Source organism: Aliisedimentitalea scapharcae, assembly GCF_045277565.1.
Classification (GTDB): Bacteria; Pseudomonadota; Alphaproteobacteria; order Rhodobacterales; family Rhodobacteraceae; genus Aliisedimentitalea; species Aliisedimentitalea scapharcae.
In genome coordinates this window covers 1-17,165 of the sequence record NZ_CP123585.1, presented here as the reverse complement: position 1 = coordinate 17,165, position 17,165 = coordinate 1, and the positions used below count along the sequence as shown (strand labels likewise).

The window sequence follows — 17,165 nt, the reverse complement described above, 5'->3', positions numbered from 1 at the left end:
CCCCGATGATCTCTACTCTAGCGCTGGGAGCGATGCCTGATTTTGTCCGTGAAAACCTCGGTGCTCGGGCATTGGACAAGGCCTATACCGCCGCCTCATTGTCTCACGAATTTGTCGAAGAAAATGCGGACTATCTGCCCGAAGTATCACTTGCAAACTTCATCGCCGAGATTGGACGGGAGGTCGGGGCGAAGAACATTGGACTGATGTGGTCACCAAGTTTGACTGTGCTCGACTACGGAAATTGGGGAAAATACGTTCTTTCTGCTGCCACTCTAGGAGAGGCATTGACGCGGGCAAACAAGGCTATGCCGCTTCACTCTTCTACCGACCGAACAACTTTTCGGTTTGAAGGACAAAACGCGTACTATGGGTACAAATTCGGGTTACGACAGCATTCTACCTATCCCGATATTGCCTTTTCCGCGCTTGGTTCAGTGCTTAGTATTTTCCGGAATTTCCTTGGGAACAACTGGCGTCCGATGAGCATTAACTGCGACTTTCCCGAGGTAAGTGTTCCCGATGATGCGGAAATCACATTCGGTTGCCCAGTACATTGGAATACCCAGACTTTAGAAATCTGTTTTCGAATTGCGGACTTGAAAACAACTGCAAAACCGCGAGCGCAGTCTCCGGTCACACTCGCAGATTTAAAGCGACAGTATCTGCCATGTATCCCTCAAACCTATGTAGAAACAGTCACGGCTGTCTTGCAGCAACATTTCGATACTCAGGGGATTTCTCTGGAGCGAACGGCCAGGGCGCTCGATATAGGGGAGCGATCTCTTCAGCGTTATCTAATGACCGAGGGGGTAAATTTTCGATCTGTTTCTCGTCGGGTCAAAATTGTCAGAGCAAAGGAACTCTTGCGGGAAAAGCAATTGACCGTGCAACAAGTTGCCATAGATCTTGGATATGACAATCCACAGAATTTCACCCGGGCGTTCAAAAACGAAACTGGAATTCCGCCAGGCCGATATGCGAAACAGTCAAACAATTGAATCTGTGACAGGTATGCCAAGAGCGGTGTAGCGGTTGAGGATGGCAACCCGGACCTGGATCTCAGCGCCCTGGCGGTCGAAGTTTTTCGCCATGAGGCTTTGCCCCAACAGCTTCACTCAGTGCATCCACTGACCGGCAGGGTGATGCGAAGCATGATCCCGAGAGGTTTGGCCTCGACACGGCTTCGTCGGTGGTATCCGCTCCATCGTCGCCAGATGGCCCGGCCCAAGTACCGTGCGGCATTGACGGCTTCGTTCCGGGCAATCGCCCCGGCACTTGTTGGCTTCCAAGGCTTGGCGTTCTTTCGAGGCGGAATGACGGCATGTGCGCCACGAGCGGCAATCGCGTCGTGACATTTGCAGGTGTCATAGGCCCCGTCAGCAGTGACCGATCCTATGACCTGATCGCGCGGGATTTGGGCGAGTAATTCCGGCAGCATCGGCGCGTCACCAACTGAGGCTGCCGCCCGCGTTTGCCGCTCGGCGGAGGTGTCCAAGTCATCTCGGGATCAAACCAGATTGACAACGATCCGCGTTGCTTCAGCGCTGTATTGTACGAAGACCAGTTCTTGGTCTTGTACTTCGTAGGGGCCCAACTGCTCATACCTCCCAGCTATCATGCTGGACTCAGGCAGTGAATCCCTCGTACTATTTGTGCAACAAAGCCTCGCGAAACCACAACAAGTCAAAACCGCCATCGGGCTCCAATCTGCCATGCATCCGCATCCATGTAGGCTGTTGGCCCGGTGTCATCGTAAGAAAACCGCTTGTATCCGGCGTAGGCTTCAATTCGATGCTGGTCAAAGTTTTGGATTAGTGAGACCCCCCACATCCGCGATTGCGAGTTGGCTGATACATAATCGCTCCCCCAAAAACCCTCCAAAGCCAGTTTTGTGGTGCCCGCAGCCATCAAATCCGCATTCCAACCCAGCTTTGACCATAGGTATTGCCCTGCACCAGAATGATCTTGGCCCATTGCAAATGTCGCGTTTAGACCTGTTTGGTGATCGAACATCGAAACTGATCCTACTGTTTCTCGCAAAGTGCCTCCCGCGGCCAAATCAGTATAGGCCGTTCCAAGTGTTGCTTCGATTTCCAAACGGTTAAAGCGATTTGCGTAGTTCAGTGAGAAATCATAAAATCGGTCATCCACTCCAGATGTCAAAACTTCGATTCCGTACGCGGCAGCAACCGAAAACCCGGAAATCGTGTTGGAATCATACCTAACTCTAAACCGCCGACCGTTGTCGAAATTGTCAAAGGCGCTTCCGATATCCACCGCCGTCAGCTTGCCGGTGCTATCGCGAAGCATGTATGAGCCGTACAGTTCTTTTAGGTTTGACTTGGCAACAATTGCAGTTCCAGCCAAGTCAAGTTCGGCCTCACCATCATTGGACATGCTCCCTTGGCCAAAACGAATTGTGCCAACACCACTCTTGTAGATAAACTGAACTTGGCGAAGATCCTTTTTGCTCCAGTTCCAGAATTCAGGAGTGTTGGTTTGGCTGGTCTTGGTTGATGGACGGAAACCCAAGCCGGTTTCGAATTGAAACGAAACGGGCGATTGTCCTCGTAGGTAAAATCCAAACCGGCTGTTTGCGCTGCTAACATCTACTAGTGTGGACGTTGTCACAGCACCATCATCAAACCTTTGGTTTGCAAAGTGGAGCTGCCCATACCAGGCCAGCGTAGTTTCCGCCCCTAGGGACACTTCATGGTCGTTGGCTTGTACTTCCTGGCTCGCCAGCGCGAACAAGCTCAAGAGAAGGATTTTGGATATGAGACCCTTTAGTACTTTGTCCCTCATAAAACGCTCCCCATCACTTTTCGGCACACTATCAAAAACATGGTTCCAATAAGTGTCATTTGGCGACACTTAGAATAGGTTTTCAATCTGCCTAGTTAGGGTAGGAAAATTCGAAGACTTTGGTGCAAATTTTCAACAAGGCGAAGCATGCTCGGCCCTCCAGACACAACTATCCAGCCAGCGTACCAAACTGTGTGAATGGCTCTGCTGCACAAGCCCCGCGAGGGATTCATCTCGTGAATTGTGACGTAGCACGAAATGGCAATAGCTCAGCTTCAATTATTTCAATGGTTTAGCGTTTCAATAAACGTAAGCGTTAGCTGGATGGCACCAGCGGATTAGCTTGACGGCGCAAATTTCCACGGCAGAAGGTCGTCAAGGCGGCTTTGCGGGTGGCCGTTGGCGATTGCTGAGAGGGTGGCCTTGAGATAGGCGAAGGGTTCGACGCCGTTGATCTTGCAGGTCTCTATCAGCGAGGCGATGCGGCCCCATGCGATGCCGCCTTCGTCGTGGCCGGCGAAGAGCGCGTTTTTGCGATTGAGGGCGATGGGGCGGATGAGGTTTTCGACGCGGTTGTTGTCGATCTCGACGCGGCCATCGGTCAGGAAGGTTTGCAGCCCATTCCAATGGTTATGGATGTAGGTCAGCTTTTCGCCGAGCCGGGATTTACTGGAGACTTTGCGGCGTTGCGCCTGAAGCCAGTCGCCGAAGGCTGCGACCAGCGGCGCGGTGCGGGCCTGACGGGCTGATAATCTCTGGCCGGGCGAGATACCGCGGATATCGGCCTCGACGGCGTAAAATTCGGCGATCCGGTGCAGCCCTTCTGCGGCGATCTCTGATCCGTCGCGGTCGAAGACTTCTTTGAGCTTGCGGCGCGCATGCGCCCAGCAATGGGCCACCCGAATGGGCGTACCACCCTTGCGCGAAGGTTTGGTCAACCGATTATAGCCCTGATACCCGTCGATCTGCAGGATGCCATCGAAGCCGGTGAGGAAGGTTTCGGCATTCTCACCCGCACGACCCGGGGCATAGAAGTAAACCACGCCGGGCGGGTCCTCACCGCCCCAAGCTCGGTCGTCGCGAGCCAACGCCCAAAGATACCCGGTCTTTGTCTTTCCGCGCCCCGGGTCCAGCACCGGAGCCGTTGTCTCGTCCATGAACAGCTTGCCGGATCGTTTCAGATGGTCGGCCAGCCGGTCGACAACCGGCTTCAAATGGAACGCCGCTTTTCCGACCCAATCGGCCAGCACCGCGCGGTGCAGATCAAGCCCTGCGCGCGCCAGTATTTGGCTCTGGCGGTATAAGGGAAGATGGTCCGCATATTTGCTGACCAGCACATGAGCGATGGTGGCCTCGGTCGGCAGGCCGCCCATGATCAGATGCGATGGCGCTGATGCCTGGGTGACCCCGTCGGTGCAGGTCCGGCAGGCATACTTCGGGCGCACGGTGACGATGACGCGCAGCTGGGCAGGCACGATGTCCAGCCGCTCGCTGCGGTCTTCGCCAATTCTGTGCATGACACCGCAGCCGCATGGGCAGATCAGGCTGTCAGGTTCGATGACCTCTTCGATGCGCGGCAGCGCAGCGGGAAGGTTGCCGATGGTGCGCTTGGGCGACGGTTTGGCCGTCCCGTCGCCCGCTTTGGCGGCCTGTTTTTCTTTTTCCGCCTCGACCTCGGCCAGCGCGATGGACAGATCCTCGAACGCCAGTTGTCGCTCATCCTCGGACAGCTTCTCTGACCGTTTGCCATGCAGGGCGTGGTTCAGTTCAGCGATCAGATGTTCCTGCCGCTTGGTGATATCCTTCAGCGCTGTCACCTCATCCATCAATGCCAGAACCGCTGCGCGCTGCAAAACCGGGATGGCAGAAAGATCAAGAATGGGGGCTGTTTGCATAGGCCAGAGCTACCACAAAGCCCCAGTAAAAACACGCAAAACCAGGCGGTTGATTCACTCTGCCGCAGATGGTGGGCGCCTCTCCAGCGCCTTTACCTTCCGCCAGTCCAGACCTGCAAACAGCGCCTCGAATTGGGCATGGTTCAGCGCCATTATCCCAGCCTTGATCGCGGGCCAGGTGAAGGTCGAATCCTCCAGCCGCTTATACGCCATTACCAGACCGGTGCCGTCCCAATACAAAAGCTTTAGCCGATCCGCCCGGCGTGAGCGGAACACAAACACTGTGCCGGTGAACGGATCCTTGCGCAGCACTGATGACACGAGCGCGGCCAGGCCATCATGACCCTTCCTGAAGTCCACAGGCTGCGTCGAGACCAGAACCCGCACCCGATTGGACGGGAACATCATGGCCGCGCACCGATCGCCCGTACAATCTCACCAACCCGCGCAGCCCCTGTGGCGCCATCAAGCCGGATTGTCACCTGGCCGATGCAAATCTCGATAGGACCAGATGGTGCAACGTCAGACTTGGCCAGATGTGCAGACGCTACTGGCACAGGAGCATCGCCGCCATCATCCGCCACTACAATCGACGCAAAACAAAAGTCATCGTCTTCAACTGCGGGCAAAACCAACCTGCCATCGCGCGCCCGACTGCGCCATTCCGATAAATGGTTCGCCCGAAGCCCATACCGGGCAGCAACCCCGTTCACTGTCGCCCCAGGCTTCAAGCTCTCAGCCACGATCCGCGCCTTGACCTCATCCGGCCAGCGTCGCTGACCATTGGTCCGTATGTCCACCCCGTAGTCCCTGAGAAACTCCACCGTAGTCGCCATCGCGAAACTCCTGCCCTAATCTCCGTCAGGTGCGAAATCTCAGGTCAGGTGAGAATTGGGAAGGTGCGGGCCAGGAAACGCTTACCAATAAACTATGAGAATTGGCACTTAACTTGAGAATCATGGCGCGGAGAATTATCCGTGAGGTTTGCCATGTCCGAGCCACTCCCCGACGAAATTGATGACGACCTTTGGGATGAAGCGCACCGTCGAGCGGAAGTGATCCGAGAGTTCCTGAAGCGCAATCCCGGCCAGTCCACCGCTGCAAATGTTGCCGATCTGAGCGCTGAACTGGACCTGAGTCAGGCGTCCGCATATCGCCTTCTCAAACTGTTTCGGGAAAGCGGGACGGTCATGTCACTGGTGGACCGCAAGCCCGGTCGGCGAACCGGCCATCGTGCGCTGGATACCGAGCGCGAGAAGATCATCAGTTCTGCGATCAAGACGTATTATCTGAAGCCCACCCGGCCCTCGGTCGCGCAGCTGGTGCGGGGGCATTGCCAAGTTGTCTGATGCTGGGCGCGGTTAGCCGGCAGCCGGGTCGTTAGGCGGTCATCTCAAGGGCGTATCCGTGCCACAGGTCAAAAGCGTCCGATCTGGTCTGGCGGTAGATGTTGGTTGGCATTCGGTAGCGGCGGGGGCGGAAAACGATATTGATTTGGTCGTGGGCGGCGAGGAACCTTTGAGCCTGGCGCGGGGACTTGAACCGCCCCATAAGCTTCTTGCGTTTACGGGTCGGCCGGTGCAACCCTTCGATGCGATTGTTCAAGCCCTTGTGTGCCCTGTGGTCCGCGTTTGGGGTTAGGTCACAGATCGGCTTGATATAACTGCGCAACTTGTCCGTGATCACAACGCGCGGATCGCCGAAACGGGCCATCAGCCGCTTCATGAAACGCCTTGCCGCTTTGGCGTTTCGCCGCGGTTGGACGAGAATGTCCAAAACGTCGCCGTTCGCGTCAACCGCCCGCCAGAGCCAGTATTTCACGCCTCCGATCGGCACGACAACTTCATCAAGGTGCCATTTGTCGGCCGCTGCCGGGCGGTCTCGTCTGACACAATCCGCAAAGTGGCCTCCAAACCGGTTCACCCAGAGCCGGATCGTTTCGCGGCTGACAATGACGCCACGCTCTGCCAACAGGTCTTCGACATCCGACGTACTCAGCGCAAATCGATGATACGCCCAAACCGCGTATGCGATAATCTCGCGCGGAAAACGGAAGCCTTTCAGGCGTGGCATATCGGATGGTATTTTCATCCTCGCTGCCTAATCGAAAACGACACCCCGAACAACTTGGCAATGCCCAATGGCGCATCAGGGCCTGCGCCCAAATGCGGTCGTCGGCTTCAGAAGACCGCATCACGGCCAATTGCGACCATTCGTGGGAGGTCTGAGTTGCTGCAGCGCGGCTCGTCTTCCCGACATTCGCTGCAGTCGCAAAATCAGGCGACGGTCGAACTCACAATTTGGGGACGGAGTCGCCGTTCATCGCTCACGCAGCATAAACAGCAAAATACGCCAGCTTCAACCTCGCCACGCAGCGACCTGATGTTTTCGGGATCTGTTAGGCGGAGGTAGCGGACTCGCCAACCGACTGCCGCAAGCTCCTCGGAAAAATGGCGCATGGCAGAGAATAAAAACGCGCTTTTTTTTGTGATGCGGCACATAGGTGGCCTCTTCGCGGACCTCAGCCATCAGAATAATTTATGTGTCCGGGTTCGCGTTTTTCAGCGCATGCATGTCGGGCGAAAGTCGATCCCCCAGAATCAAAACGATACCTGGGCGATCCGTGTCGGTGTTCGGTTCAAAAGGCGCAGTCACCACTGAATCTCTTTTCCTGCCCAGTCGAAAAACTGTCCGCTGTTGTCTGGCGTAAGAGTATCGATGACATTCAGCAGGTTGCTTGCAGCCTGTTGCGGCGGAACCGTCTTGTGTCGCGAGTAGTTTTGCGTGAACTCGGTCGCCACGGTGCCGGGGTGCAATGCTGCGCAAACCAGATGCTTGTGTGTCCGTTTTAGTTCAATCGATGCTGTTCTGATGATCTGGTTGAGGGCCGTTTTAGAGGCGCGATAGGAATACCAGCCGCCAAGCCTGTTGTCCCCGATCGACCCGACGCGCGCAGACAGTACCGCAAAAACGGCTCTCCTGTCTTTTGGCAGCAGGCGTTTGGCATGCTTTAGAACCAAAGCGGGCCCAATCGTGTTCACCGCAAACAGATTTGCCATCTCATCCGCAGACAACGCCAGCAGCGATTTTTCTGGTCCGCGTTTGCTCGACAAAACACCCGTTGCAACCACTATCAAATCGAACTTGGCCTGCAGTCTTCCAAGCTTTTCCGACACATTCGTTTCGCAGGCTATGTCCAGGCCATCCTGTGAACGAGAAAGACAAGCGACCCGGTACCCCCTGAACACCAACTCTTTTGCTAATGCTTGTCCGATGCCGCCTGAGGCCCCAACAACAAGTGCACGTCTCTCCATGGCCAATATCCCGTCTAATTGAGCTGGACGATCGCGACGTTCAAGGCCGATGCAAAGCCAACCCACGCGAGATACGGAACGAAGAGCAGGGCAGACAGTCGGTCGGGTCGCCACGCGGTCCGAATGAAGCCCCCGATGGTCAGTAGAAGGCAAAGAATAATGACAAGCGCCAACGCTGGATTCTGAGCAGCGAAAAACACCGGTGACCACAAAAAGTTCAAGCCCATCTGGACAGTCCATAGGCGAATTAGCGAAACCCGGTCGTCATGATGCCAAACGCGCCAGCCAACGTAGGCAATCATCAGATACAATACCGTCCACACTGGTCCAAAAATCCAGTTGGGTGGATTGAAAAACGGCTTTTGCAGATCTCCGTACCATTCGCCCGGAGCAGTGAGCGTGCCAATCGCGATTCCGCCGCCCATGACCACAATCAGGAAAAGCAGAAAGGAACCGAAGTTTTTCATAGTGATCAGACCTCTAATGTGAGCAGACGAGAAGGTAGGGCTATCTCGTCAGTGAAGTGCCGAAAAACCGCTGATATTTGCCGAAACCTCGCACGATCAGAGGGCGCATGCGGAGGAAAAGGCGATAGAGCTCTTCCAGAAGGGGCACGACGCCCGGAAGGCTTGCCAATCTCGCCAACCAGCGCCAGCCCGGTACGGCACGCCATAATTCTACGAACGCCCGTGCCCCGGACATTTGCCGACCGTCGGCCAGACGAACATGGAACCTGGCCATCGCGTCCGACCGAGTGACGCTGTCATCCCCCGAAAAGCGCTTGGATGAAACGTCGACAAGATTTAGCACGTGATCGGTGTCAGCCCGTTTGTAGTAACTTATCTCCGACGCACACAAGGGGCAGGACCCGTCATAGAATACGGTGATATTCTGCGGGTCCTTTTGTTTTATGGCTTTCAATTCAGAAGACCTTCTATTTCACCACGAAGTCGCGAAGACTCGGGCTTTGTTTTAGAGCCGTAGGTGCCAACCAGATCACCATTCGGCCCGATCAAAACTTTGTTGAAGTTCCAAGCCGGTTCAAAACCCTCCTCCTGCTTCAGCGATAAAAAGAACGGATGCGCCTTTGGACCTGTTACATTCGTAATCCCAGTCATCGGCATATCGATGCCGTACTGAACTTCGCAGAAATCTTTTACCTCTTCATTGCTGGAAAGCTCCTGTCGGAAATCGTCTGACGGAACAGCCAGAACCACTAAACCTGTGTCACGATAGGTATCATATAGGGCCTGTAACCCGCTGTATTGTTTGGTGAAGGCACATCGAGAGGCAGTGTTGACAACAAGAATGGGTTGACCGCTCCATTGAGACAGGGTCAGGCTACCCCCGTCGATGGAGTCGAAAGGCGCATCAAGCTCTAGGGCCTTCACTTGAAAGGCAGTCAACAGAAGCGCCAGCAGAAATACTATTCGGATCATAAAAGAACCTCCTTGTTCAACGTTTACGAGCCAAGAGCGCCTTTGGACCATTTTTCGTCTAGTGTGTGCCAGGAGTGCTCAATATCTATGTTGCACGGTGGTCGGGGCATAATCGACCAGCTCGCTCGACAAAAACACTTGGGTCAATAACAGTTCGGACCCATTTACGACAAATAACGCGGTCAAAAATGGATGAGATTTCTATGAGAAAACTGGCAGCAACTCTGGGCATTTGCGTCGCGTTTGGTTGGCTCTCAACACTTGCTGCAGGGGAGCAGGTCATGCTGGAAACTTTTGACAATAGTCCCGAAAGCCGTTGGGAATTTTTCGCGGACACCGTCATGGGCGGCGTATCAACTGGGCAGGTCAGTTTTGCACAGGAAAACGGGTCCGGGTATGCACGGCTGACTGGAAATGTGAGCACCGAAAATCGTGGCGGCTTTATTCAATTTCGGACCGAACTTACAGAAAAACCATCAATAAACACAAAGGGTGTACGGTTCATCTCCCGAGGCAACGATCAAACGTACTATGTCCACCTTCGCACCAGCGGAACGGTTTTGCCGTGGCAGTATTACCAAGCTAGCTTCGAGGTGACGCAACAATGGGCAGAAGTGCGAATTCCATTTTCGGCCTTCAAAGCATCGGGCAGTATGCTCAGGTCTGAACCACGCGCGGGATCTATCAAGTCAATCGGCATAGTGGCCTATGGTCGTGACCACCAAGCGGAGGTCGACGTGCAAGAAATTGGCTTTTATTGATCCCGATCACGGCCTTTTACAGAATTGTTCGTAAATGCTTGGGCAGTCGCAGCCCGCATTGCCGACGTTCGCGGCAAATGAGATGTTGGGCATAAGGTTTTGGTAAAACGCCGCAGAACGCCCCCCATCGCGAGGACAGGAACTTGGAATTTTCGGCAGAATACGAGGTACACGCTGCGGCGATTGCCAACCTTTTTACAGCGAGCTTCACCGCCTCGGAGGGATCGGACGAAGGTGAGCTGATAGGGGCTTTGGCCCGCCGTCTGATGGAGGAAACTCCCTCGGAGCATCTCCGTGTTTTCACGGCTTGGAATAATGGCGAGCTGGATGGCGCAATCATCTTTTCGCGCCTCACTTTCAAAGGCGACAAACGCGTGGTGTTCGTCCTTGGACCTGTCGCGGTGGCCACAAAGCGGCAGCGCCAAAATATCGGGCAGAGATTGATTGCCCATGGCCTCAGGGTGCTTCAGCAGGAGGGCGTCGATTTCGCGGCGACTTATGGAGATCCTCGTTTCTACGAGCGCGTCGGCTTCTCGACCATCACCGAGAAAGACGTGCCAGCACCTTTTCCCTTGCAGCATCCCGAAGGCTGGCTCGGTCAATTTCTCAATAATGCGACAAAGACGCCGCTCCAAGGACCGTCTCGGTGCGTTACAGCGTTTGACGATCCAATCTTCTGGTAGCTACCCATCCGAAACTTCGGCCCAATGGCGACCTTGGCGTCAGTCCCGCGCTCCGGCGACAACGTGGACGAAATGGGCATGCCTAGAAGCGGTTCGATCGACCGGTCCGGGATGCTGTTTGACCCTTGCGGAGTGCTTGAAGCTTGCCAAGATTGGTCTTTTGGGAAAGGCTCTCCCGATACTTAATTGACATGTGAGGAGCATTTTATGGCCAATCTAGGCGCTCAGCCGATTCGAACCGAACGTGATCTTAAACGCTTTGAAACTGAAATGACCATTGAAGAGCGTTTGCCGGAACAAAGCATTCTGGATGCCTTTATCAACAGCGCTGAGCGAGCCCCCGACGCCACGGCCATGACCATGTTGATGACAGGAGCGGCGGACGAGCACCCACGGCGGATCAGCTATCAAGAATTGCTCAGAAACATTCGGCGCGCGGCCAATCTGTTCACCGATATTGGCGGCGCATCACCGGGCGTCGCTTTCATGCTGCCCGCCTTGATCGAAACCCACGTCACTTTATGGGGTGCGGAAACCGCAGGCTATGCGGTGCCGATCAATTTTCTGTTGCAGCCGGAAAGCATCGCGGAACTGCTCAAAGCCTCAGGTGCAAAGATCCTCGTTGCCCTGGGGGCGCATCCGCAACTGGATATCTGGGAGAAGGCACTTGCATTGCGCGAGCAAATTCCCGAGCTCGTGTTAGTGCGCGTTTCACCTCCGGATACGCCTCCAGAAGAAGGTGTAATTGATCTTGGTGCTGCTTTGATGGCCCAACCTGATGATCATCTGACATTTGGGCAAGCGCGCAGCGGTGATGATATCGCCGCGTATTTTCATACCGGAGGCACAACCGGTGTTCCCAAGCTCGTTGCACACACCCATCGCAGTCAGTTGGTGGCGGCCTTTGGTGGCGCTGCAATGTGTGGCTATACGTCTGACGATGTTTTGACGGCCACCTTTCCGCTCTTTCATGTTGCTGGGACAATCGTCGCGGGTCTCAGCGGGTTCATGGCGGGAATTGAACTGCTGGTCATGACGCCCGCAGGGCTGCGTAATCCGACGGTCGTCGAGAGCTTCTGGCGGCTGGTCGCGGATCACAAGGTGACATTGGTGGCCGGCGTCCCGACGGCAATTGGTGCGGTTTTACAAACCCCTTTGGACGATCACGATATCAGCGCAGTGCGCGCCGGTCTAACCGGAGCATCGCTGTTGCCACCTGCCGTCGGGCAGAAGTTCAAGGACGTCACTGGCTGTACGCTTTTTGAGATACTCGGCATGACAGAGGCCTCAGGGCTGATCAGCATTGATCCCTGCTGTGGCGAGGGCACGACAGGGTCCGTGGGCTGGGCCTTGCCATACACGCAAGTCGAGGTTTTGAAGCTGACGTCGCAAGGCCGCCTCGGAGAAGCTTGCGAAACCGGGGAGATTGGCCTCATCGCAATTCGTGGTGATCATCTGTCACCCGGCTATAGTGATGCGACCCAAAACAAGGGTGTCTTCACTGATGGCATGCTGAATTCAGGTGACTTGGGATACAAGGATGCACAAGGTTGTCTCTACGTTGCGGGGCGCTCAAAAGACCTGATTATCCGGAGCGGTCACAACATCGATCCCACCATGATCGAAAACGCGATGAGCACGCATCCGGCTGTGGCGCTCGCAGCAGCAGTTGGCATGCCCGATGCTTATGCTGGTGAACTGCCAATGTGTTTTGTGCAGCTCCACCAGGGCGTTGAGGCCAGCATGGATGACCTCATGGCCCATGCGCAAAAAACAATTGATGAACGTCCGGCTTGGCCGAAGATGCTTCAAGTTATTGATGTGATCCCTCTGACTTCTGTTGGCAAGATTTTCAAACCGAGTCTGCGCTGTGATGCCGCCAAATTGGTGGTGTGCAGATTGCTTCATGACGAATTGAAACTGCCCGATGCCGAGGTCGACGTGGTCGCCGGTGGTTCGCGCGGACTTTGCGTCAACGTGGTGCTTGCACCAAAAGACAGATCATCGACTGATGTGGTCGAACAGGCTCTCGCAGCGTTTCTATTTGAGCCCCGCGTGCAGGTCGCCTAGGGGAGTTCGGGTGCAAAGCAAAAATTAGACCATCCCATACAGCCAAAGCCTTGTTGGTCTTCCACCTCCAAACCAACAGTGGGTTTAAATTGGATTGGCACCTGTCGTTCGAGTTCGTTAACAAACATTCTTCTACGGTGCAGCACATACCAATAAGGGCGCCCTACTGCCCTTGGTCGCGCCAGGTGCGGATGGCTGCAGGCAGCCCGATCGGACTATTTTCAGGCGTTTGCACGACCGCAGACGTCTCTCGGGGCAACACGCACCTGATCTGCTGGCCTCGTCAGGCGATCTTGAGGTTGGACGGCGGGATACATGGGGAATACCGGGCCCAAGGGTCTTGCAGTCCGCAATAGGGGGGGGCGCAACCGTCGTGTTCAGGCTAGAAAACAAGAACGAGTCGTGGGTCTAAGGAAAATCGAATTGTACTTTTCAAAGACTACATCCCAAGCAAGGAAATCAAACGTTGCCCACGAAAACAGTTCGAGAAAGGGCTTTGACAACCGGTGCGCTCCTCGGCGCGCTCATTTCGTGTACCGGCGGTCCGCCGGTCTCCCTCGACAATCCCCCGCTGGGAGCGGGTGGCCAGTCACGTTGGCTGTTTGTTCAGGTTGTCTCGCAAGATGCGGGGTTCATCGGTGAACTCTATGCGCGCAAATAGGATCAACAAATTAATTGCGATCTCACGCTGCACTAGCATTTCTTCAACTTCACGCAGGCTCAAATTGAAGCGAACATAGAGTCACACTGCATGAGAGATGATCTGATGAGGAAACCGGTGACGCTTGCAGCTGATCGACGGTGACTTCATCGATGTCACCTACGTCCAATTGCGGGCATCAGCAACCGAACGACAGTTAACGTGACAACACCGTTAGAAACGATGCTACGGGGCAGGGGAGACCTCACCGGTTACAAAATCCAAAGTAACCGCGCCACCTACTCGGCCAAACTCAACGAAACATCCATGAACACAGGGTGAGTGGTGGTGACAGCGGTCACGTTTTAGTGCCGCTCCGATCGCCAAGGGGCTTTTCCAGTCGAGCGCTGTGTGGCGGCAGGCCATTTGCAAATCCTGGGTCTGAGTCACAGCCCACGTAATTTTGGCATAAACTAGAGATTCTGAAAATAACCTCTGGTAGTATTCATATGCAAATATAAAGAGAAACTCCATGGTTCCTGCTCCAATTACAGATCTTAGCGGTCTATTTCGTGTGGGCGCAGATGACATCTTCGGCGTCGACAGTGTGTTTCCCGATGACATAGGCTTGTGGGACACAAGCGCGGTGACCCGCATGATTGGCACGTTCGCCGCAACGCTTGGTCGGTAAAACCCATTTAATCGGGATATCAGTGGGTGGGACACAGGGCGTGTGACGTCCTTGCACGGCATGTTTGATGCTGCTGCAGCGTTTGATCAGGACATTAGTTGATGGGTTTACCAGCAACGTTCGCTCCATGATCCACATTTTCGAAGGGGCCACCTCCTTTGATCAGAGCCTTGGCGTATGGGATCTGTCGTCGCTTTCGTCCCAAGGGTTGAGCCTATCGGTCACCGCGATGAGTATGGATAACCGCCGCGCGGGACGGGGTGCAGGACGGTTCGGTGTACATCCGCATGAGGGAAAGTCCCTCGTCGGCAAATGCGTTGATGCGCGGGGTTTGGGAACCGCGCACATAGTTCATTTCAGGAATGCCCATCTCGCCAAAAGACAGATCGTCCACCAGCACATAGAGGATGTTGGGAGGCTTGCCGCCGTTGCGCTCTTTGAACTCGGCGAGTTTTGCGTCGATGGTCTTATCGTGCTGCGACCAAACCTCACCATGCTGGGCCTCCAGGATTGTCCGTCGTCAGAGTTTTTGGAACCAGTGGCTGCCTAAACTAAGAGAGAGTTTGGCTCATCTGTTTGGTTTGATTATGCGGCGTGCTGGCGGTGATGCAAGCGTCGCGCTTCGCGTGTTTTCCGTTTGATCCTTTCACGTTGTTTTAGAATGGCTTTGTCGCGCCCGAAGTAGACGTCGGCGGGTGTGACGTTGTTGATGCTCTCGTGGAAGCGCTGGTGATTGTAGTGGTCGACGAAGGCTTCGATCTGAGCTTCGAGGTCACCCGGTAAGAAGTAGTTTTCCAGCAGGATGCGGTTCTTAAGGGTTTGATGCCATCGTTCGATTTTGCCCTGCGTTTGCGGATGATATGGCGCACCGCGCGCGTGCTTCATACCTTTGTCCTTTAGCCATTCGGCCAAGTCGCCTGAGACATAACTGGAGCCGTTGTCGCTAAGAAGACGCGGCTTATGAACGACGTGGATTTGATCACAGCCAGACGCCTGTAGCGCCAATTCCAGTGTGTCCGTTACATCTTCTGTCCGCATGTTCGTGCAGAGCTTCCAAGAGACGATGTAGCGACTGTAATCGTCCAGGACCGTGCTGAGATAGAACCAGCCCCAGCCCAGAACCTTGATGTAGGTGAAGTCTGTCTGCCAAAGCTGGTTGATACCAGTTGTCTTATGCTGGAACTCATCCATTGCCCGGCAGGCGATTGCAAAGCAATCTGCCGAGAGGGGGCCGCCTTCAAGACGATGAACGCCGGGCTGGTGATGAGATCATGGGCTTTGAGGGTGCGATACACCGTAGATTCCGAGACAAAATAACGGTCTTGATCGGTGAACGTCACGGCCAGCTCGCGGGGCGATAGCTCTGTCTCTTTCAAGGCGAGGTCGACAACCTTGCGCTTCACTTCGACGGGAACGCGGTTCCAAACGTGATTGGGCTTGGGAGATCGATCCTGCAAACCAGCCTCACCACGCTGCAGATACCGGTCGTACCAGCGGTAAAATGTGGTGCGGGGAATGCCCAGCTTGGCCAGTGTCCGACGCGCTGACAGGTGGCTTTCTTCCACCAGCCGAATGATCTCCAGCTTCTCTGATGCGGCATATCTCATTCGTGGTCGTCCCCATCCCCGAGCATGCTTTTTTGAGAAGACGCAGTTCAAGCGTCTGCTCTGCGACGACCTCCTTGAGATCCTTTGCCTCGCGGCGGAGTGCCTTGACCTCATCGGTGTTGGCTGCTCGTGCTGTGTCGCCAGCAAGCCTCTTCTTGCCAGCTTCCATGAAGTCTTTTGACCATTTGTAGTAGACGCCCTGCGATATCCCTTCACGACGGCACAGCTCGGCAATGCTGTCTTCGCCGCGTAGCCCATCCAGTACGATCCTGATCTTCTCTTCGCTGGAATAATGCTTGCGCGTGCCGCGTTTGATATCTTTGACGATCTTCTCGCCAGGGCTCTTCGTTGTCTTTCTCATCGTCCACTCCTCGGTGGCTACGATGAGCAACAAACCCTCTCTTAGCAAATAACCCTATTTGGACCCATAAGCGCTGACGTCAGACAGCAAATTCGTATCGCAATCTAAGCAACCCCGAACGGGGCTGATCAGCCTCTCCACTCCAGGCTTGTTAAATTCAAAAACTGGGCGATGAGAACCTTCTTGTTCCGCCTCTCAACTCACACGGACACACCCTTTAGCACGTCCTCCTTGGCCAGCGTTCCCTTGGTCCCTGACATCATGACCTCGCCCCGACGCAAAACTATAAATTGGTCGGCTAGGTCGTAGGCGAATTCAAAATACTGCTCAACAAGGACAATCGCCATATCGCCCTTGGCTCGCAACAATCGTATCACATCACCGATTTGCTGGATGATGTTGGGCTGGATGCCCTCTGTCGGCTCATCCAAAAGCAAAAGCCGTGGCTTGGTAATCAGTGCTCGCGCTATGGCCAGTTGCTGTTGTTGCCCCCCAGACAAATCCCCGCCACGCCGGTTTTGCATCTCTTTTAGCACCGGGAACAATTCGAAAATCTCATCCGGTACATGGTGATCGGCAGGTGGCAGACAGACAAACCCAGTTTCCAGGTTTTCGCGCACGGTCAGCAAGGGAAAAATTTCCCGTCCCTGCGGCACATATGCGATTCCCTTATGGGCCAGTTTGTGCGCTGGTAGGATGCCCAGCACCTCGCCTGCCAGCTCAACACTCCCCCCAGACCGCGGGTGAGTGCCCGAAATGGCCTTGATCAGGCTGGTCTTGCCAACACCATTGGTTCCCATAACGCAGGTCACCTCGCCCATCGCGGCCTCCATCGAGATACCGTTGAGGATTTGAGAATGCCCGTAATGCAGGGTCAGATCTTGTAGTTTCAGCAT

The 17,165-nt window shown here is 54.9% G+C and carries 18 protein-coding genes and 3 pseudogenes; 6 read left to right on the top strand and 15 right to left on the bottom strand.

Going from position 1 to position 17,165, the window contains the following annotated elements; translation table 11 throughout:
• Positions 1–32 precede the first annotated feature (32 nt).
• Positions 33–1,001 carry a helix-turn-helix domain-containing protein gene (locus QEZ52_RS20755; protein ID WP_406651251.1) on the top strand — a complete coding sequence of 323 codons (969 nt, stop codon included), beginning with the start codon at positions 33–35 and terminating at the stop codon, positions 999–1,001.
• Here the strand turns inward: QEZ52_RS20755 and QEZ52_RS20750 are convergent.
• From QEZ52_RS20750 to tnpA, 5 genes and pseudogenes are all read right to left on the bottom strand, one after another.
• Positions 990–1,605 (bottom strand): annotated as a pseudogene (locus tag QEZ52_RS20750) (transposase). The gene QEZ52_RS20755 and the pseudogene QEZ52_RS20750 overlap by 12 nt on opposite strands.
• An 81-nt stretch (positions 1,606–1,686) precedes the next feature.
• A complete protein-coding gene (locus QEZ52_RS20745; RefSeq protein WP_343211918.1) occupies positions 1,687–2,808 on the bottom strand; it encodes a hypothetical protein in 1,122 nt (373 codons plus the stop codon).
• Between the two features lie 338 nt (positions 2,809–3,146).
• Positions 3,147–4,634, bottom strand: a complete 1,488-nt coding sequence (gene tnpC / locus QEZ52_RS20740; RefSeq protein WP_406650379.1) for an IS66 family transposase — start codon at positions 4,632–4,634, stop codon at positions 3,147–3,149.
• A gap of 123 nt (positions 4,635–4,757) precedes the next feature.
• Positions 4,758–5,111 (bottom strand): IS66 family insertion sequence element accessory protein TnpB, encoded by a 354-nt coding sequence (gene tnpB, locus QEZ52_RS20735; RefSeq protein ID WP_316300519.1) that lies wholly within the window; start codon positions 5,109–5,111, stop codon positions 4,758–4,760.
• Positions 5,108–5,539 (bottom strand): IS66-like element accessory protein TnpA, encoded by a 432-nt coding sequence (tnpA, locus tag QEZ52_RS20730; protein ID WP_316300517.1) that lies wholly within the window; start codon positions 5,537–5,539, stop codon positions 5,108–5,110. Before tnpA ends, tnpB begins: the two co-directional genes overlap by 4 nt.
• A 153-nt stretch (positions 5,540–5,692) precedes the next feature.
• On the opposite strand from tnpA, the gene QEZ52_RS20725 reads away from it, so the two are divergent.
• Complete coding sequence (locus QEZ52_RS20725; RefSeq protein ID WP_343211917.1) at positions 5,693–6,052, top strand: hypothetical protein; 360 nt, start codon at positions 5,693–5,695, stop codon at positions 6,050–6,052.
• 31 nt (positions 6,053–6,083) lie between these two features.
• On the opposite strand, the gene QEZ52_RS20720 is transcribed toward QEZ52_RS20725, so the two are convergent.
• The 6 genes from QEZ52_RS20720 to QEZ52_RS20695 form a co-directional block, all read right to left on the bottom strand.
• Positions 6,084–6,794: an IS6 family transposase gene (locus tag QEZ52_RS20720; RefSeq protein WP_343211916.1), complete on the bottom strand. Its 711-nt coding sequence runs from the start codon at positions 6,792–6,794 to the stop codon at positions 6,084–6,086.
• Positions 6,795–6,979: 185 nt separating this feature from the next.
• On the bottom strand, positions 6,980–7,204 hold the full coding sequence (locus QEZ52_RS20715; protein WP_406651248.1) for a cryptochrome/photolyase family protein: 225 nt from the start codon (positions 7,202–7,204) through the stop codon (positions 6,980–6,982).
• A gap of 150 nt (positions 7,205–7,354) precedes the next feature.
• Positions 7,355–8,017 carry an SDR family NAD(P)-dependent oxidoreductase gene (locus QEZ52_RS20710; protein WP_343211915.1) on the bottom strand — a complete coding sequence of 221 codons (663 nt, stop codon included), beginning with the start codon at positions 8,015–8,017 and terminating at the stop codon, positions 7,355–7,357.
• Between the two features lie 14 nt (positions 8,018–8,031).
• Positions 8,032–8,484 (bottom strand): TspO/MBR family protein, encoded by a 453-nt coding sequence (locus QEZ52_RS20705; RefSeq protein ID WP_343211914.1) that lies wholly within the window; start codon positions 8,482–8,484, stop codon positions 8,032–8,034.
• A 40-nt stretch (positions 8,485–8,524) separates the two neighbouring features.
• Positions 8,525–8,938: a DUF393 domain-containing protein gene (locus QEZ52_RS20700; protein WP_343211913.1), complete on the bottom strand. Its 414-nt coding sequence runs from the start codon at positions 8,936–8,938 to the stop codon at positions 8,525–8,527.
• Complete coding sequence (locus QEZ52_RS20695; RefSeq protein ID WP_343211912.1) at positions 8,935–9,456, bottom strand: glutathione peroxidase; 522 nt, start codon at positions 9,454–9,456, stop codon at positions 8,935–8,937. Before QEZ52_RS20695 ends, QEZ52_RS20700 begins: the two co-directional genes overlap by 4 nt.
• A 203-nt stretch (positions 9,457–9,659) precedes the next feature.
• Between QEZ52_RS20695 and QEZ52_RS20690 the strand changes: the two genes are divergently transcribed.
• The 3 genes from QEZ52_RS20690 (at position 9,660) to QEZ52_RS20680 (ending at position 12,970) form a co-directional block, all read left to right on the top strand.
• A complete protein-coding gene (locus tag QEZ52_RS20690; protein WP_343211911.1) occupies positions 9,660–10,217 on the top strand; it encodes a CIA30 family protein in 558 nt (185 codons plus the stop codon).
• Positions 10,218–10,360: 143 nt separating this feature from the next.
• Positions 10,361–10,900 carry an N-acetyltransferase gene (locus tag QEZ52_RS20685; protein WP_343211910.1) on the top strand — a complete coding sequence of 180 codons (540 nt, stop codon included), beginning with the start codon at positions 10,361–10,363 and terminating at the stop codon, positions 10,898–10,900.
• Positions 10,901–11,107: 207 nt separating this feature from the next.
• Positions 11,108–12,970, top strand: coding sequence for an AMP-binding protein (locus tag QEZ52_RS20680; RefSeq protein ID WP_343211909.1), 1,863 nt, complete (start codon positions 11,108–11,110; stop codon positions 12,968–12,970).
• A gap of 673 nt (positions 12,971–13,643) precedes the next feature.
• On the opposite strand, the pseudogene QEZ52_RS20675 reads toward QEZ52_RS20680, so the two are convergent.
• Positions 13,644–13,781, bottom strand: a pseudogene (locus QEZ52_RS20675) (IS6 family transposase); the annotation flags it as partial.
• 562 nt (positions 13,782–14,343) lie between these two features.
• Between QEZ52_RS20675 and QEZ52_RS20670 the strand changes: the two are divergent.
• The gene (locus QEZ52_RS20670) at positions 14,344–14,403 is read left to right on the top strand and encodes a hypothetical protein (protein ID WP_406651309.1); all 60 of its coding nucleotides are present in this window, start codon (positions 14,344–14,346) and stop codon (positions 14,401–14,403) included.
• 112 nt (positions 14,404–14,515) lie between these two features.
• Here the strand turns inward: QEZ52_RS20670 and QEZ52_RS20665 are convergent, their stop codons facing one another.
• The 3 genes and pseudogenes from QEZ52_RS20665 to urtE all read right to left on the bottom strand — a co-directional run bounded on the left by QEZ52_RS20665 (position 14,516) and on the right by urtE (position 17,165).
• The gene (locus tag QEZ52_RS20665) at positions 14,516–14,656 is read right to left on the bottom strand and encodes a hypothetical protein (protein WP_343212022.1); all 141 of its coding nucleotides are present in this window, start codon (positions 14,654–14,656) and stop codon (positions 14,516–14,518) included.
• A gap of 230 nt (positions 14,657–14,886) precedes the next feature.
• A pseudogene (locus tag QEZ52_RS20660) lies at positions 14,887–16,269 on the bottom strand (IS3 family transposase).
• Between the two features lie 200 nt (positions 16,270–16,469).
• The gene (gene urtE, locus QEZ52_RS20655) at positions 16,470–17,165 is read right to left on the bottom strand and encodes an urea ABC transporter ATP-binding subunit UrtE (protein ID WP_343211908.1); all 696 of its coding nucleotides are present in this window, start codon (positions 17,163–17,165) and stop codon (positions 16,470–16,472) included.

What these genes read in the sequence shown, in the direction of transcription:
- QEZ52_RS20710 (WP_343211915.1), bottom strand. Translation starts at nt 8,017, where the DNA reads ATGGAGAGACGTGCACTTGTTGTTGGGGCCTCAGGCGGCATCGGACAA.
- QEZ52_RS20720 (WP_343211916.1), bottom strand. Translation starts at nt 6,794, where the DNA reads ATGAAAATACCATCCGATATGCCACGCCTGAAAGGCTTCCGTTTTCCG.
- QEZ52_RS20715 (WP_406651248.1), bottom strand. Translation starts at nt 7,204, where the DNA reads ATGTGCCGCATCACAAAAAAAAGCGCGTTTTTATTCTCTGCCATGCGC.
- urtE (WP_343211908.1), bottom strand. Translation starts at nt 17,165, where the DNA reads ATGCTGAAACTACAAGATCTGACCCTGCATTACGGGCATTCTCAAATC.
- QEZ52_RS20745 (WP_343211918.1), bottom strand. Translation starts at nt 2,808, where the DNA reads ATGAGGGACAAAGTACTAAAGGGTCTCATATCCAAAATCCTTCTCTTG.
- QEZ52_RS20705 (WP_343211914.1), bottom strand. Translation starts at nt 8,484, where the DNA reads ATGAAAAACTTCGGTTCCTTTCTGCTTTTCCTGATTGTGGTCATGGGC.
- tnpB (WP_316300519.1), bottom strand. Translation starts at nt 5,111, where the DNA reads ATGATGTTCCCGTCCAATCGGGTGCGGGTTCTGGTCTCGACGCAGCCT.
- QEZ52_RS20755 (WP_406651251.1), top strand. Translation starts at nt 33, where the DNA reads ATGCCTGATTTTGTCCGTGAAAACCTCGGTGCTCGGGCATTGGACAAG.
- QEZ52_RS20690 (WP_343211911.1), top strand. Translation starts at nt 9,660, where the DNA reads ATGAGAAAACTGGCAGCAACTCTGGGCATTTGCGTCGCGTTTGGTTGG.
- tnpC (WP_406650379.1), bottom strand. Translation starts at nt 4,634, where the DNA reads ATGGATGAGGTGACAGCGCTGAAGGATATCACCAAGCGGCAGGAACAT.
- tnpA (WP_316300517.1), bottom strand. Translation starts at nt 5,539, where the DNA reads ATGGCGACTACGGTGGAGTTTCTCAGGGACTACGGGGTGGACATACGG.
- QEZ52_RS20725 (WP_343211917.1), top strand. Translation starts at nt 5,693, where the DNA reads ATGTCCGAGCCACTCCCCGACGAAATTGATGACGACCTTTGGGATGAA.
- QEZ52_RS20695 (WP_343211912.1), bottom strand. Translation starts at nt 9,456, where the DNA reads ATGATCCGAATAGTATTTCTGCTGGCGCTTCTGTTGACTGCCTTTCAA.
- QEZ52_RS20665 (WP_343212022.1), bottom strand. Translation starts at nt 14,656, where the DNA reads ATGAACTATGTGCGCGGTTCCCAAACCCCGCGCATCAACGCATTTGCC.
- QEZ52_RS20680 (WP_343211909.1), top strand. Translation starts at nt 11,108, where the DNA reads ATGGCCAATCTAGGCGCTCAGCCGATTCGAACCGAACGTGATCTTAAA.